Here is a 17,151-nt window from a genome sequence, read left to right as displayed (position 1 = left end):
AATGAACGGCTGGGACAGTGAGAAAGTGGGGTTGTAAAATGAGGGCTGATAAGTTTAAAGTAGCGGATTTCCATTGTGATGTGCTAAGCAAAATGCAAGCCTCCCCGGATATAAATTTTGACAATGATCCTCGATTAGATGTTACTGCAGAGCGGCTGGCTTCTGGCGGAGTGGCGTTGCAATGTTTTGCAATATATCTTTCAACTAACAGAGGAAAACCAAGCTTTGAACATGTTCTAGGGCAAATTGATCTCTTTAGGCAAAAGATAGTGAACACAGATGGGCTTCAGTGGTTACAGTGGAAGGAGCAAGTAGGGAATCGATTAGTAGGCGCACCTCCACAAGCAATGCTCTCTCTGGAGGGCGTAGACGGCTTAGAAGGGAACTTGTTTTATGCTCAGCTCTGCTTCGAACTTGGAGTACGGTTTCTTGGTGTGACTTGGAATTATGCGAACTGGGCAGCAGATGGTGTGCTAGAGAAGCGTAATGGTGGATTTACGGAAAAAGGGAGAAAGCTGATAGAATGGTGCAACGAAAGTGGAATGCTGCTTGATGTGTCGCATTTGTCACAAGCGGGGTTCTGGGAGTTGGCTGATTTAAGCAATCGTCCGTTTATTGCTTCCCATTCGAATGCTGCGGCTATATGTGGGCATGTTAGAAATTTAAATGATGAACAGATTAAAGCTTTGATTGCAATGGATGGAAGAATGGGTCTGACCTTTTATCCTTGGTTTGTAAGTGATGATGGGAAGGCTCGTATGGATGATTTGTTAAAGCACATTGAACATGTATGTAGTCTCGGCGGTGAGAAGCATATGATGTTTGGCTCGGATTTTGACGGCATCGATACTTGGGTAGAGAAGTTGGAGCATCCGGGAAAATACCCTGATCTTATAGAGCAGCTGCTCCGTTATTATCCAGAGGATACTGTGAAAGGCTGGATGTATGAGAATGCGACCTCTTTTTTAAGCGTAAATTTGCCCTCTCAGGTGTCTAAACCATGACAATCTTGTGCAAAAAACATAAATTGTCGAAAAAAGGGGCTTCGTTATGATGCAGCCCTTTTTATTTTTGGGTAAGAAGATGTATAATGGTTAATGGCTTGTACAGATACTAGAGAAAATACAAGGAGTGACTTTACAATGAGTAAGACTGTACCCGTAGGTGTGTCGGCTAGACATATTCACCTTACGCAAGAGCACGTGGAGGCTCTGTTTGGCCCAGGATATCAATTAACTGAGTTCAAACCACTTTCCCAACCAGGACAATTTGCAGCAAATGAACAAGTAGCAGTTATCGGTAGCAAAGGTAAATTTGACAAGGTAAGAATTTTGGGACCTGCTCGTCCGGCTTCCCAATTAGAAATTTCCCGTACTGACTCCTTCGCACTTGGCGTGAAAGCTCCAGTTCGCGAATCTGGAAATATTGAAGGAACACCTGGCATTACGCTTAAAGGACCTGCTGGTGAAGTTGAATTAGAACAAGGCGTTATCATCGCAGCTCGTCACATTCACTTCCACACTTCTGAAGCTGAAGCTTGGGGCATTGCGGATAAGCAATTGCTTAAAGTTCGTCTCGGTGGCGACCGCGGTCTCGTATTGGAGAACGTAATTGCTCGTGTATCCGACAGCTTCAAACTTGATATGCATATTGATACTGACGAAGCTAATGCTGCTGGTGCCAACAATGGCGACACTGCTGAAATCGTAGACTAGTCTTCATACGAATGATAAGAAGCGGGGGAGAAATCCTTCGCTTTTTTTGTTGTGTGTTGGGAAACGTTATTTGGCTGATACGCATACTTGGCTGCATAGCTCTTATTAGCTATTAATTGTACTGGTATCCTGAAATGGATTTTTAATGAAAATTGGTGTGATGATAAAGAATATCTATTATTATGTGACTAATTGTGTTATGATTATTGTTTATGACGTGATAATTGGATTTAATGTTAAGAATATATGTATTAGAAATTAAGGAGACCCAATGACATTTAACGAACTGAATATTATGCCTGCGATTTTAAAGGCTTTAACCAAAGAAAACTATACATCACCTACACCTATACAGGAGCAATCGATCCCAGCTGTATTAGCAGGTAGAGATTTACTTGGATGTGCTCAAACGGGAACAGGAAAGACAGCTGCTTTTTCTGTACCTATCATTCAATTATTAAGCGAACAATCAAGTCCCAATAAATCAAGCAATGTGCGACGCATTCGCTCGCTGATCTTAACACCGACAAGAGAACTAGCGATTCAAATTGCTGATAACATAAAAGCGTATAGCCAATTCACAGATATCCGCTCTGCTGCCATCGTTGGCGGTGTATCACAGAAAGTGCAAGAGCGTGCCTTGAATCAAGGTGCTGATATTCTAATTGCTACTCCAGGTAGACTTATCGACCTGATCAATCAAAAACGTGTAGACTTACAGTATGTCCAAATTCTTGTCTTGGATGAGGCTGACCGCATGCTAGATATGGGCTTCATCCATGATGTGAAGCGAATTATCGCCAAAATGCCAACGAAGAAACAAACACTGTTCTTCTCGGCAACGATGCCTACTGAGATCTCCAAATTGATCAAAACCTTGCTTGTGAATCCAGTAAAAGTAGAAATCACACCCGTGTCATCTACTGCGGATAGAATCGATCAATCGATCTATTTATTAGAGAATGGAAATAAGCAGAATCAATTGAATCTTTTGTTACAGGATAAATCAATCATTTCTGCGCTGGTGTTTACTCGTACAAAACGTGGTGCGGACCGTGTTACACGCGATCTAGCGAAAGTGAACATTTCTGCACAGGCCATTCATGGCAATAAATCGCAGAATGATCGTCAGAATGCATTGCGGAATTTTAAAAGTGGTGCAACCCGCGTTCTTGTAGCTACAGATATCGCCGCGCGAGGAATTGATATTGATGAGTTATCTCATGTAATCAACTTCAACTTGCCGAATATTCCAGAAACCTATGTGCACCGGATCGGTCGTACGGGTAGAGCTGGGTTAAGCGGAACGGCAATATCTTTTTGCGAATCTGAAGAGCTTCCGTTCCTTAAAGATATCGAGAAATTGATCGGAAAATCGATTCCAGAAGTGAAGGATCATCCGTATCCGATGTCTCGTAAAACGCAAATGAAGACAGAAAGATCTTCGAAACCGTCAGGTTCGAGATCTGCATCTTCTAAACCATCGACTTCCAGACCATCAACAGCTAAACCAGCGGGGGCAAAACCAGCGGCATCTAAACCTGCGGCATCTAAACCTGCGGCATCTAAACCTGCCAAAGCAAAACCTAAGTCTAACCCTCCATTAAAGCCAAAGTCCGAGTGGTTCACTAAAGGAAGACAAACGAGCAGCAGATAAGTTATTATGAACGCTGGACGTTTTTTATAGTAAGACCTCAAAACCATCAGAGAAATCTGATGGTTTTTTTGTTAGTTGATGATAAGGTGAATTCAAGATATGGTATGGTTTTTGTAATATTAGGGTGGGGTGGAAGTTATGAGGAAGATATTTAAGGCACCTAATTCGATCGTATGCGAAGAAATCATTCCGAGTATTTTTAACTCATGGGACAAGGATGCTTTGTTACTTCGAGTAAATAATGGGAGTGGAAAGTTAATAACTAAATTTGGGGTGGATAACTCTGGTGAGCGATTGATAGAGTTAAAGATTCACAAGAGGTAGGGAATGACCTTAGTACTGCATTTGAAAAGGTTAAACCTCTACTGAGTATTCGAGAAAATGGTTATTACCTGATGTCTTATATAGAAATGATACCAACTAACGGAGAAGGAGAGTTTTTTTGGAACTTATTTACTAAGAGGAGAACGTATAATGCGTCAGCTGATGTTTTTTACAAGTACCATTCAAGCAAGGGGGTTCCCAAATTCCTTTTACCTTCTCAACGAATCGATTGTTTAAACATTGAAAGAGTTATGGATATAGGGAGCAAATTAAAAATGGGGAGATCATGACTTGGCTCGCATATTATTATGAAGGTTTTATGAGTACATTAATTGACGGACATCATAGGTCCACTGCTGCATACATAGAAAAAAAACTTTAGAATATCTAACTATACTTAAAGTTTCGGGTTATGGAATTGATAGTCATGAGCCAAAACATTTTTATGTTAGTAGTATGGGATATGAGTTCAAATTGCTCAAAAATAATAAGAAAGTCTACAACAATTTAAAAAAGGATTTTTCTTCGAAAAAAGCTAAGCTTACAGCGGAAGAGATTCAGTTCATTATTGAAGACTGCGAGAAAATTAAATGTGAGAGAGAAGTGTCAAATGAAAATAGAGTTCTAGACTGAAAAATAAAGTGTTAGACTCGGCAAATAAAGTATTAGACTGACACTGCGTTATTAAGCTAACGGACAGGTTAGTTCAATAGGACACGACATAAATTTGTTGAACCAGACATCTTCATTTAGAATAAAAGAAGAGATAGAAGGGAGTGTCGCAAATGGAATACCTATCAATTACGATATCACTTGTGTCCTTAGTTGTATGTTTAACTGTGTATAACAAAGTAAGTGCCATGGAAGCTCGTATCAAAACAATGCAGGTAAACGTTGACCAAATTGCCAAGTCTGAAGGTCTGCCCCCACATCTTGTTCAAAATGAGGTTCTCCAGCTCGTACGTAACGGCAAGGAAGTAGCAGCTGTTAAAAAAGCGAGAGAAGTGCTTGGTTTGTCACTATTAGAAGCGAAGCAATATGTGGATGCCCTAAAGGAATAGCTGCAACAATGCATCCATTCAATTAATAGCCCAAAAAAGACTATCGACAAGTCCATTCGATAGTCTTTTTTATGATATATTATCAAAAATTAAACAGGAGTAGTAATATTGCTGTCGATGGTACCTTTGCGGTAATGGCTTTAAGCTAATGGGCAGGTTAGTTAAAAGGGTGTTTTATTGAAATTAACCGAAGTAAAGGAATAGTGAAATGTTTACGATTCTTCTTGAACTAACGGGACACGTTAGTCCAGAGATCCTGGGAGCAGTTTGCCACCGCGGCAGCTGCTCCTTTCTTCGTTAAGTTAACGGAGGATAGTTTGTAAATGCTGATATAAGGATGTACATATTTGCTTGTGTAAGAATGTTCTAAAATGATTGGTATAATCCTTAAAAACAGCTGCTAAGCGCTTTTCTAGGATTATATGCGTACAAGTGAGCTTCTTGTACATAGTTTTCTGTGAATATTACATGTATAGAAGTGAATGGTTTGTGAAACAAAACCATTCCAACTCTATATATGCTAACAACTGAAGCGAGAGCGGAAGGCGTTAGTTAGAGCCAAAGATTCTTAATTCTCTGTTATTATTCAAGCGTTTTGTACAATCTTATCCAAGCGAAACTGTACATTTAGATTCAATCATTTACACCCTATCCTATTCTTTGGAGGAGGCCGGGGGCAGGATAAAATCCTGTTCCCCGTTGTCGGCGGCGAAATGGCACGTCAAAAATCCAGCCTGTCAAGGGTTATAGGGTGGAGATTTTTTCTGTGCTGCGCCTGCGGCAGAATAAATACTACCCGCCCCTTGATAGGTTAGATTGGTGGAGTGGTGGTATTGGGATAATCTATAGATCATCCTGCACGGCAAAATGTGATATATTGGCTATAATCTATAGCTTAAAATGAGCTTAAAGGAAGGAATCGCTATCAATGATCATCGCTGTCGATGTGTATTATGAGGAAAATAAAGCGAAATCAGTGGGGGTTATTTTTCAATGTTGGGAAGATTCTAAACCACTCGAAGTCATCATGTCTTATACGGAAAACCCTCACAAATACGAAACGGGTTTTTTCTATAAACGAGAGCTCCCTTGCATACAGGAACTGTTGAAACTTACTGACATAAATCAAATACATACCATTGTTGTGGATGGCTATGTGTACTTAAACAATGAGAAAAAGCCCGGGCTCGGACATTATGTTTACACAAATTTTTCAGGGGAAATTCCAGTGATCGGTGTTGCAAAAAATGCCTTTCACGACAACGAAGCCTTTGTCAAAAAGCTTTACCGAGGCAACAGCTCCAAGCCTTTGTATATAACCTCTGTCGGCATGGAGCTAGCAGTCGCTGCCGAGCACATACAGAGTATGTACGGAGAATACCGATTTCCGCATCTGCTGAAATTGCTGGATAAGCAAACGAAGGAAGCCCGGCTATAATCAACAGGGGGGATTCAATATGTTGTTTTGGAAGAAAGAAACACAAATTGATCGAATAAAAAACAAACTCGAAAAGGCCATGCGCAAAGATACGGCTTTTTTGGTGTTTGGAGCATCTTCACATAAATACAAGGTTTATGAAGTGCTTACAGCAAAAGAGCTTGCGGACTGGCAAGCAAAGAATCAAGTCACACTTCCGGAGCCTTATGCCCAGTTTTTAACGAAAGTCGGAAATGGAGGTGCCGGGCCTTATTACGGGATTTATTCGATTGAAAAAGCAACTTCCTATACCGAAAGAAATGCATTCACTACAAAATGCGTTATACACCCGAGAATGACAAAAGAAAAATGGAACCATCTGATCGAGCCACTGATCAGTGATGAAGACATCTCCGACCCGGAATACGACGCCGCCCGTGATAGGGTGATGGGCGGCATGTTGTGCATTGGTACACAAGGCTGTGAATACGATATGTATCTCGTACTTGAAGGGAAACACAGGGGGAAAATCATTTACACTGCAGTTTTTTATCCTGATCATCCCTTTTTCTTTGTCTATGAAGACAACTTTCTGGACTGGTATGAGCGCTGGCTGGACGAAATTATTCTGGATTATGATATCGCGTGGTTTGGCAGTAGAATGCCGGGCGATGAAAATGCGTTGATACAGGTTTATCAAAACGCCCCAAACGAAGAAATCAAATCAAAAGCGCTTGATGGAATGTTCAAGTTTAAGAAAATCTCGCAGCCAACCATTGATTTTTTAAGGAGCGTTGCTGAGCAAAGACAAAATGATCGCACCACATCCATTCAGCTAATCTGCAAAACCTCTTTTGATGCGGGAAGAGTCTATCTTCTGGAGCTGTTGTATTCTGAAAGAAATGAAGATTTTTTACAAGCTTTAATGATTCTGAATTGGTACGGTAAATCTTTTGATTTAGCGGAATTTATAAAAGTGATATTGCAAAGTCTTGACAGGGTTCACGATTCGGAAACGTTACGTCATGTGGGGTATGTTTTGGAATCTTCCGGCGCGATTACACTTCAGAACTTTGCGTCCTTTTTGTGCCACACCGACTCGAATATTCAATCTGCCGCAATCTATGCCACACGCAATTGCAATGACAAATCGGAAAGTTGGGAAATCATTGAACAGATGTTAGTGGGTGGCGATAAGGAGGTTGTGAAAAACACTATTTTATTTTGGGGCGTTATCCCTCATGAGAAGTTATTGCGTCATTATAAGGTTGCATGGCCGGAATATAAAAGCAATATTAATTTCAAAGAAAAATTTACAGATTGTTTGAAAAAATTAAATTTGCCAGATGATTATTTTGACAAAGAATAATTTAATTACTCATTATTCATACAATGCGGATGCATGACCATAAATCAAACTTTATCCTATAAATGTTAGTGGGTCTAATATCTACAAGACCAACAACCAATTAGTTTTAGGCAGGTCACGGTTTACACCGTGGCCTTATTTTTCTGTCGAATGACAAGAATATAAGCCGATTAATTACCGCGTAAATCGTGGTTTTATTGTTTTATCGGTAAATATTCTTGTCAATGTACAATGTCAAGAATGTGTACGATTGCCAAAGAGCTATTAAGTTTTCTCACGAAGGCTCATTTATTCGTGAAATTTGTCAGCTTGATAAGTGACGATAGATAACGCTCTACAGGAATGCTAACGGGAAACGATAGTTCAACCATGACAAGGCTGCCAGCACGATTGGCAGCCTTGCTGCGCTAACGGGCAGGATAGCTCAGTAATTTCGCGAATACTCAACATACGGAATTATTCACGAAGTTCGCGAATAAGACGTTGTCTGAAACCCCTGATTATATAAACACAGAAACAAGAACACTAGTTTGTATTTCTGTTTTAGGATAGAATGAAAGTACACTAACGGGTACGTTAGTGGAATAGCGGTCGCTTCGGCAGCCGTTTTTTATTTATTCAACTAACGGGCAGCAGAGCGTAAGCATTTCGAAGAATACTTCATACATAAGAAAATTCACGAAGTTCGTAAATAAGGCGTTATATGAAACCGCGGTGCAAGGAAAGGATTGAAATCATGGATCCGATCAATGAAGAAATTATAGAATGGTTTCACTCAGTCTTGAGGAATAAACTTTCAACAAAGGAATTTGAACAGTGGCTTTATGACAAAGAAGAGATACTTGAAGAATCATTAGGTAAAGATGTCTATTTTAGATTGATTAATCTAAATTATAATTCTAAATATGTGATGGATGAATTAGAAGGGCAACTTACAAAAATTCTTAATTATAGGTCAGTTGAAGAGTTTAAGATCAGAGATCTATTAAATCGATTTGTTTATATTGAGGAGGAATTCATTAGTTCTTGTTCACACATTTACAGGGGGTATTGTAATGGATATTCCTTTTTTAGGATGATAGCCCTTAAATATATTGTATTTGATTACGATGATCAACTTGCAGACCCAGTTAAAAGGTCAGAGTTTTCCCGACAATATAAAGATGAATTGTTAAATGAAGGATTGAGATTGCTTAGTTTTTTTGATTCTAATGAAATAGAAATAATTAGTGAGAATGAGTACGTAGATAAGAGACATAAGGATCTGAAGATTGAAGAGCAATATTGGACGTAATTCAAGGCTTAAAAAAAGATGTTGTTATATTGCTTGAATCAATTGTTTTTTTTGGCTATTGGCTTGTTACTTACTGTAAATGTAGCAAGTAAAATTTATGAGAGTTTTGGAATTGAATTCTTTACTCAACTCTCAGCAGCCCCCTTTTAATGCTAGATTGATGACTTTCAAACTTCCAACAACATTGTACCATATATTGGGATTTTTATGTTATCGTGTCGTTAAGCTAACGAGGAACTAAAGTTCAATAATGAGGGCTGCCGAGAGGTAGCCCTTTGTTCAACTAACTGGCAGTTTAGCTTAAAAGTTTCGCGAATACCCTACATATGAAATTATTCATAGAGTCCGTGAATAAGACGTTATTGGAAATAACGCCAAGATACACAAATGAGGAGTACAAAATGATGAATAACCGATTCTCAATGCCAAGTAAATTAGTAAATCAGTCAGAATTACTTAAAACTACAATCATTGAAAAAGGAAGACATTATCAATCTTTGCACATTTTAGAGTTTGATAATTCTGTAAAATATGTACTGAAAGAAAAAAACGTTAAAGATTCTGGAAGTTTAATGGACGAAGCAGAAAGGCTGAAATGGGTAAATGATGTGATTCCTTCTCCTAAAGTAATAAGTTATCAGTTGGAGAATGGAAAGGAATATTTAGTTATGACCTATATAGAAGGTTGTACTGCGGAAGAATACCAGCAGGAAGAGGGAGATAAAAGTCTAGGCTATATTTTAGGAAAAGGTTTAAAAACAATACACAATGTTCCCATTGATAATTGCTTTTTCAATGATTTTTTGCCAGAAAAACTGATTGATATGGTCAAAAAAAATATTAATGAGAGAAAACATGAAGTCATAGAGGCTATTAATAACTCATTTCCCAATCATACTATTGAGCAACTGATTGATTTTTTGGAGATAAATAAAGCGTCGACAGAGGAATTAGTTTTTACCCATGGTGACTATGGATCTGGAAACGTTATGATAAATAATGGACATATTGAAGCATTTATTGATTTAGGAGGATCAGGGATATCAGATCCATACTATGATATTTATTATCTTGTAAAAAGTCTTACTTATTATACAGATAGGAAAGAAGAAATAGATGAGTTTATGAAAGGATATGGAATATCTGAATTAGACGAGAATAGAATGAAATTTCATCAAATCATCGATACTTTATTATTGTGATTTATATAGTAGTAACCCTAAGAAGGCGTTGACATTCTGTAACACCGTTTTCCTGCTGAGTCGCATTTACTCCTTGATGCTGTCCGAAGCATTTCTAGGAAGAGCAATCAGGCATACAATTCTGCATGGCGAAGTCCGTCGGACCCGCTTGTCATTTCGTTAAACTAACGGGGAACGTTAGTTCAATAACAGCGTCAGTCTAAGACTTTATTTATCAAGTCTTGTTCTGCCGCTGCTTCTTTTAATGAATCAGTCTAAAACTAATTTTTAAAAAACTGAGTAATCTCCAATTCAAAACCCCCGTTAAATCAACAACTCCAGTCTAATACTTTATTTTCACCGAACAAGAAGATTTAAGTGAGATGTTCGGCAGGAAAAACTATCCTGATTATCTAGCCATCGCATTTGGAAATATGGCAGGAGATGTCTCTGAAGGGCGTATTAGTGAACTTATGATGAAGAGGGGTAAGAATAGATAATATCAGAACATTAGTTACAGAGAATTTAAATTTACAAAAAAATAGCCGCTAAACAGTTCCTCACTGTATAACGGCTGTTATCTTTTCTCTTATGCAGTCGCTTCAATTGCATTGTCCTGAACATAAGAACTAAGCTCTTGCTGAAGCGCTGTGCTGATGGAAGTCATTGGGAGGCGAAGCGTATCCGAATTGATTAGGCCATTCTGGCTAAGCATCCATTTGATTGGAGCGGGGTTCGATTCCTTGAACAAGAGACGGATGATCGGCAGTAGTTGTTCAAAGTTTTCTTTTGCCAAGTCGAATTGACACGATTTGAAGGCTTCGTATATACGGATACATTCTGCTGGATAAACGTTCGCAGTAGCAAGCATACCGCCAGCTGCCCCGGAGCTAAGCATTTCATAAAAGAGTGAATCGTCGCCGCCAAGCACAGGTTTGCTACCTGTACGAACTAGCTCAGTAACCATTTTGGTGCTACCTGAGCAGTCTTTTAATCCGACAACATTATTCATTTCTAGGATTGTACGTGCAGTATCTAGAGTCATTGCAGTACCAGTACGACTTGGAATGTCATAAGCCATGATCGGAATACCTACTTCTGCTGCTTTGCGGAAATGGGCAATGATGCCTTCTTGCGATGGACGACTATAATAAGGGACGACAACTAGTGCGCAATCTGCACCAAGGTTAGCTGCGATCTCTGTGCGTGCTACCGTAGAAGCTGTGTCATTGGTTCCTGTACCGACTACTAAGGGGATAGATGTAGATTGTAAAAGCTCACGAGAAGTGTTTACTAGAAGCTGCATTTCATATACGGTTACAGTTGGCGATTCACCGGTGGTTCCATTAACGACCAGACCTTGTATGCTGTTGTTAATAATGTTCTTTACATAACGCTGATACGAATCCAGATCGACTTCACCAGCAGCATTGAACGGGGTGACCACGGGGACATAAATTCCATAAATCTGTTGTTCTGTAAGCATAAATTATCGGCCTCCAAAATATTTTAATTCCTCTACATACACTTTACCATGGAATGTTGCATCGTCGTTAGCTATAATAAATGATGTGTATCATCAAAAATATTGATGTTAGGGTGAGGTTATGGATTTAACCTATTTACGAACATTCCGCGAGGTAGCTAAGCGTCAGAGCTTTACACGGGCTGCTGAAGAGCTGGGTTACGCGCAGTCGAGTGTTACGATGCAAATACAGAAAATAGAGAAGGAATACGGAGTGCCATTGATAGAAAGGCATGGTCGACAGTTGCGTCTTACCCCGCCTGGAGAAGAGTTGTTGAAGCTATTCGTGGAGATTTTGGATCTGTATGATCGTTCTAAAGAAACCATCGCCCAGCAAATTGGAGGTACGCTAACGATTGGTACGATTGATTCATTAGCTGCTTTCTACTTGCCACCCTACTTACAGCAGTTGAGGACGAAATTTCCGAAACTTGATATCCATCTACAAACGATGCAGGAAGCTAACCTCTTGGCCAAAATAAAAGATGGGGAAGTAGACATCGGTTTGATGCTCGATCGTACCACTACGGATTCTTTGCTTGATCGTACGATCATTAGAGATGAACCGCTCGTGTTGATAGCTCCCATTAACCATCCCCTTGCCCAGATGGATACAGTAACGTTACAGGATCTAAATAACTGCGAATTAATTGTTTCTGAAGAGAGCTGTATTTATCGGAGTCTGTTCGAGAATTTGTTAAAAGAGCACGGGATTATATTCCGCATTGGTTTTGAGCTTTCGAATCTAGAAGCGATCAAACGATGTGTTATGAATGGGTTAGGGATTGCATTATTACCTAAAATTGTTGCAGAGGAAGAAATTGAGCGAGGGAACTTGGCTGAGCTGCCCTTCGCACATCAAGAAATTCATTTTGATCTGCAGCTTTTGATGCATCCTAAGAAGTGGAAGTCTCAGCCATTGCAATTTCTAACGCAAATGTTACTTGCAAATCATTAGTTTATTCCCATCAGGGTCTTTCACCACAAACCATTGCTGATCTTGAATTTCGGTTACTATCTCTACACCGAGCTCCTTTATGTAGTTGAAAGAGGCTTGCAAATCATCGGTTATAAGCATAAGAGCAGGTGTTGTGATTGGAGGAGCCCCTTCAGGCTCTAAACCTCCCCACATGGGCATGGTGTCCAGAATGATCCCAGTGCTTCCTTGCATAGTTAACGGGCATAAATGACCGTTCATAATCGGATGATCTGCTTCCTGGAGTCCTAGGACTTGGCAATACCAGCTACGGGCTTTTTCAATATCGTGTACGGGGATAAATACACTGCCAATCAAATTCTTAATGGGACTTGTTGCTGAAGAATTTACAATGGACTGCGCGTGATTATTCATTCGAATTCCTCCTAGGTTTGATAATGATAACCCTTTATTTGGAATTTATGCTCTAGTCTATTTAAAACATAGAATCAGCCTACGCGCAAGTGGGTCATTAATGATCAATAAAATCTTAAATTTGTATGTAAAAGATAGCATTCTTTAAAGAAAGTCGCTGTAAATATTGACATTCAAAATCAGTTTATGTTATATAAAAAGAAGAATTAGCACTCATCTAATAAGAGTGCTAATCACGAAGTGTTGGACAAGATGTTATTTTGAAAGGAGATTTACTTATTCATGGCCAAAAAAGAGTTTAAAGCCGAATCGAAAAGATTGCTGGAAATGATGATTAACTCCATTTATACACAACGGGAAATTTTTCTGCGCGAGTTGATTTCTAATGCAAGTGATGCAATTGATAAGATCTATTACAAAGCATTAGCTGATGAAAGCCTGGTCTTCAATAAAGAAGATTATTATATTAAAGTGACTGCCGATAAGGCGAACAGAACTTTGACGATCTCCGATACAGGTATCGGGATGACACAAGAAGAGCTGGAGAATAACTTAGGAACAATCGCGAAGAGTGGATCTCTTGCATTTAAGAAAGAGAACGAAGCCAAGGATGGTCACAATATCATCGGACAGTTCGGTGTTGGCTTCTATGCTGCGTTTATGGTAGCAGATGACGTAATTGTGATCAGTAAGGCGCTTGGTAGCGACGAGGCCTTTAAATGGGAGTCTAAGGGCGCTGATGGCTATACTATCGAGCCTGTCGAGAAGGATTCTGTAGGTACTGAAGTGATTTTGAAGATTAAAGAGAATACTGAAGAAGATCAATACGATGAATACTTGGAAGAGTATCGCCTGAAATCCATCATTAAAAAATATTCTGACTTCATTCGTTTCCCAATTAAAATGGACGTGAAGGAGCAAAAGCCAAAAGAAGGCACAGAGAACGAGTTCGAGGAAGTTGTTCAAGAACAAACCGTGAACAGTATGGTGCCAATCTGGCGGAAGAACAAAAACGAGTTGACAACAGAAGATTACGATAACTTCTATGCAGAGAAACGTTACGGCTTCGATAAGCCGCTTAAACATATTCATATCAGTGCCGATGGTGCTGTAGTGTACAATGCAATCCTGTTCATCCCAGAAAATACACCGTTTGACTACTACACAAAGGAATATGAAAAAGGTCTTGAGCTCTATTCCAATGGTGTATTGATCATGAATAAATGTGCGGATCTGCTGCCTGACTATTTTAGCTTTGTAAAAGGTATGGTAGATTCAGAGGATCTTTCGCTAAACATCTCCAGAGAAATGCTCCAGCATGACCGTCAGCTGACTCTGATCGCTAAGAACATTAAGAATAAAGTGAAGAGTCAACTGCAAAGCTTGCTGAAGGATGAAAGAGAGAAGTATGAGCAGTTCTATAACGCTTTTGGCAGACAGCTTAAGTTTGGTGTGTACAACGATTATGGAATGCACAAAGAAACACTTCAAGATTTGCTGATGTTCTACTCCTCCAAGGAGAAGAAGCTGGTAACGCTGGACGAATATGTGTCAAGAATGCCAGAAGATCAGAAGTATATCTACTATGCATCCGGAGAGTCGATCGACAGAATCGAAAAGCTCCCACAGACCGAGCTTGTATCGGATAAAGGGTATGAAATTCTTTACTTCACTGATGATATTGATGAATTTTCGATCAAGATGATCATGTCTTATAAAGAAAAAGAATTTAAATCCGTATCCAGTGGTGATCTGGGTATCGAAGCAGACGAAGCGGACAAGCCAACGGAAGCGGAAGAGAACGAAAACAAGGAGCTTTTTGAAGCGATGAAGGACATCTTGTCCGGCAAAGTGAAGAATGTTAAAGCTTCCAAACGTTTAAAGACTCATCCGGTATGCCTCTCAGCTGAAGGCGAATTGACAATCGAGATGGAAAAAATCCTGAAATCGATGCCGAATGGGCAAGAGGTTCAAGCGGATAAGGTACTCGAAATCAACATCCATCACGAAGTCTTCCAGTCTTTGAAAGCGGCAGCTGAGAACGATAAAGAGAAGCTCGGTTTATACACGAACCTGCTGTACAACCAAGCTCTGCTGATCGAAGGATTGCAAGTTAGTGATCCTGTTCAATTCACCAATGATATTTGCAAAATCATGAAATAATTTAAACTACAGGGACCATCCAATTGTACGATTGGGTGGTCTTTTTTTATAAAAACTATGACGAATTCATGGTGCTTGAGCTTATGTATTGACTTTACTCGATAAATTAAGTATTATTTCCAGTAACTTGAATATTCAAAGGCAAAGAAGAGAAAGAGTACCACGGCAATTCTTTCTACAGAGAGCTCCGGTCGCTGAAAAGGAGTAAAGAAAAACCTTGGGAATATGGTCTCAGAGCTGCGCATCGAAACCTTTTGGGTTGTAGGCTGCGCCGGAACCTGCATCCGTTACAGTGCTAGGGTATAAACGTTTATTAACGTCGTACCTGAAGAGGTAAATGTCATGAGGCATTTATAAAATTAGGTGGTAACACGTGAGTAGAACTCTCGTCCTTTGTGGATGGGAGTTTTTTTGTTGTCTAAAAAAAGGAGGAGAAGGTTAATGAGTAATGTGTTTATAGGCGGTGCTTGGCCGTATGCGAATGGATCTTTACATCTTGGAAGATTATCAAGTGTGTTGCCTGGAGATGTGCTGGCACGCTATTTTCGCAGCAAGGGGGATAACGTTTTATATGTGTCAGGCAGCGATTGTCATGGCACACCTGTAGCGGTTCAGGCTGCTAATGAAGGGATCACACCCGAAGCTTTTGCAAGTCGATACCACGAAGAGTTTCTGAAGTGTTTTGAACAGCTGGGATTTAGTTATGATCTTTATACTCGTACGGATCAACAGCAGCATCATAAGGTCGTGCAGGAGTTGTTTATAGAGTTACTAAAGAATGGACATTTATATAAAAAAACCATAGCGCAATGTTACTGTGAGGCGGATCAGCGATTTTTGCCAGACAGATATGTGGAAGGGACTTGTCCAGTCTGTGGACAGCGGGCGCGTGGAGATCAATGCGATTATTGTTCTACGATTCTAGATCCTGCCGATTTGTTAGACAGAGTCTGTAAATTATGTGGGAATACACCGACAGAACGACCGACAGAACATTTTTATCTTAGCTTATCTAAATTTCAATCTGAATTAACGGATTACGTAGACGAAGCAGTACACTGGAGAGAAAATGCAGTAAAACTGACCAAACGATATTTGAAGGAGGAGCTTCAGGATCGGGCAGTAACCAGAGACTTATCTTGGGGCGTAGATGTTCCTATAGCTGGATTTGAAGACAAGAAGATTTATGTCTGGATTGAGGCGGTAAGTGGTTATTTATCAGCCAGTAAGCAGTGGGCTGCACAGTCTGGGCGGAGCTGGGAAGATTTTTGGTCAGAGGAACAAGAGGACATCACCGCTTATTATGTCCATGGTAAAGATAATATTCCTTTTCACACCCTGATATGGCCAGCCGTCTTATTAGGAGCAAGAGAACTACATTTACCGGATCGGATTATATCCAGCGAATATTTAACCCTTGAAGGGCAGAAGTTCTCCACTAGCCGTAATTGGGCAGTCTGGGTACCTGATATTCTAGAGCGGTATCATCCGGACTCTATTCGTTATTTCTTAATTGCCAACGGGCCTGAGAAGCGGGATACGGATTTTTCCTGGAGAGAGTTTATTTATAGTCATAATGGTGAGCTGCTTGGAGCATTTGGTAACTTTGTGAATCGTTCATTGGCTTTTGTAGATAAGTTTTATGAAGGGATCGTGCCAAGTGGAAAGTTAGATAAGGGGTGGAGCGATAACATTGACCTCTTGTATCTGGAGTCAGGACGCCTAATTGAAGCGGGAGATTTGAAGGATGCGCTCGAGTATATTTTCTTTTATGTACGTAAGGCAAATCAGTATTTTGATTGGCAAAAGCCTTGGATTCAGGTAAAAGAGGATCGGGAAGCTTGTAATAATTCAATATTTACTTGTGTGCAGATTATTGCTAATTTGGCGAATTTGCTGCATCCGTTTCTACCCTTTTCTTGTGAGAAGATTCGGGGGTTCTTATCGCTTGAACTACCGAAATGGAAGCCCTGCTCAGTTCCCCCTTATCAACAGGTAACTGATTTACAATTGTTGTTTGAACGAATTGATATTACTTGTATTAAAGAAGAGGAGGATAGACTAGTTCAACAACAAGTGAATAAATAGCGAAGA

13 protein-coding genes and 1 other annotated feature are annotated in these 17,151 nt (G+C 39.8%); of the genes, 11 read left to right on the top strand and 2 right to left on the bottom strand.

The window, feature by feature from the left end; genetic code table 11:
- Positions 1-38 precede the first annotated feature (38 nt).
- The 8 genes from H70737_RS17935 (at position 39) to H70737_RS17895 (ending at position 10,039) form a co-directional block, all read left to right on the top strand.
- Positions 39-1,004, top strand: a complete 966-nt coding sequence (locus H70737_RS17935) for a dipeptidase (RefSeq protein WP_042189387.1) — start codon at positions 39-41, stop codon at positions 1,002-1,004.
- 138 nt (positions 1,005-1,142) lie between these two features.
- Positions 1,143-1,715 (top strand): phosphate propanoyltransferase, encoded by a 573-nt coding sequence (gene pduL / locus H70737_RS17930; protein ID WP_042128797.1) that lies wholly within the window; start codon positions 1,143-1,145, stop codon positions 1,713-1,715.
- A 271-nt stretch (positions 1,716-1,986) separates the two neighbouring features.
- Positions 1,987-3,372 carry a DEAD/DEAH box helicase gene (locus tag H70737_RS17925; RefSeq protein WP_042189385.1) on the top strand — a complete coding sequence of 462 codons (1,386 nt, stop codon included), beginning with the start codon at positions 1,987-1,989 and terminating at the stop codon, positions 3,370-3,372.
- A gap of 1,109 nt (positions 3,373-4,481) precedes the next feature.
- Positions 4,482-4,757, top strand: coding sequence for a hypothetical protein (locus tag H70737_RS17915; RefSeq protein WP_042189381.1), 276 nt, complete (start codon positions 4,482-4,484; stop codon positions 4,755-4,757).
- 928 nt (positions 4,758-5,685) lie between these two features.
- On the top strand, positions 5,686-6,195 hold the full coding sequence (locus H70737_RS17910; protein ID WP_042189378.1) for an endonuclease V: 510 nt from the start codon (positions 5,686-5,688) through the stop codon (positions 6,193-6,195).
- Positions 6,196-6,214: 19 nt separating this feature from the next.
- A complete protein-coding gene (locus H70737_RS17905) occupies positions 6,215-7,543 on the top strand; it encodes an SMI1/KNR4 family protein (protein WP_042189376.1) in 1,329 nt (442 codons plus the stop codon).
- 736 nt (positions 7,544-8,279) lie between these two features.
- Positions 8,280-8,837, top strand: a complete 558-nt coding sequence (locus H70737_RS17900; RefSeq protein WP_042189374.1) for a hypothetical protein — start codon at positions 8,280-8,282, stop codon at positions 8,835-8,837.
- A gap of 401 nt (positions 8,838-9,238) precedes the next feature.
- Entirely contained in the window at positions 9,239-10,039 is an 801-nt protein-coding gene (locus H70737_RS17895) for a phosphotransferase (protein WP_197071222.1), read from the top strand.
- Positions 10,040-10,607: 568 nt separating this feature from the next.
- Here H70737_RS17895 and dapA read toward each other — a convergent pair.
- On the bottom strand, positions 10,608-11,504 hold the full coding sequence (gene dapA, locus H70737_RS17890) for a 4-hydroxy-tetrahydrodipicolinate synthase (protein ID WP_042189371.1): 897 nt from the start codon (positions 11,502-11,504) through the stop codon (positions 10,608-10,610).
- Between the two features lie 121 nt (positions 11,505-11,625).
- On the opposite strand from dapA, the gene H70737_RS17885 reads away from it, so the two are divergent.
- Positions 11,626-12,501 (top strand): LysR family transcriptional regulator, encoded by an 876-nt coding sequence (locus tag H70737_RS17885; protein WP_042189369.1) that lies wholly within the window; start codon positions 11,626-11,628, stop codon positions 12,499-12,501.
- Here H70737_RS17885 and H70737_RS17880 read toward each other — a convergent pair.
- Complete coding sequence (locus H70737_RS17880) at positions 12,484-12,894, bottom strand: VOC family protein (protein WP_042189367.1); 411 nt, start codon at positions 12,892-12,894, stop codon at positions 12,484-12,486. The two genes, H70737_RS17885 and H70737_RS17880, sit on opposite strands and share 18 nt — an antisense overlap.
- 282 nt (positions 12,895-13,176) lie before the next feature.
- Here H70737_RS17880 and htpG point away from each other — a divergent pair, with 282 nt between their 5' ends.
- Both htpG and metG read left to right on the top strand, forming a co-directional pair.
- Positions 13,177-15,057 carry a molecular chaperone HtpG gene (htpG, locus tag H70737_RS17875; RefSeq protein WP_042189365.1) on the top strand — a complete coding sequence of 627 codons (1,881 nt, stop codon included), beginning with the start codon at positions 13,177-13,179 and terminating at the stop codon, positions 15,055-15,057.
- Between the two features lie 135 nt (positions 15,058-15,192).
- Positions 15,193-15,454, top strand: a binding site (T-box leader).
- Positions 15,455-15,498: 44 nt separating this feature from the next.
- Positions 15,499-17,145 carry a methionine--tRNA ligase gene (metG, locus tag H70737_RS17870; protein ID WP_042189363.1) on the top strand — a complete coding sequence of 549 codons (1,647 nt, stop codon included), beginning with the start codon at positions 15,499-15,501 and terminating at the stop codon, positions 17,143-17,145.
- Positions 17,146-17,151: the final 6 nt, after the last annotated feature.

This window comes from Paenibacillus sp. FSL H7-0737, assembly GCF_000758545.1.
Taxonomy (GTDB): Bacteria; Bacillota; Bacilli; order Paenibacillales; family Paenibacillaceae; genus Paenibacillus_AQ.
Note: the sequence above shows the minus strand (reverse complement) of the source record. Positions and strands in the feature narration are given on the sequence as shown.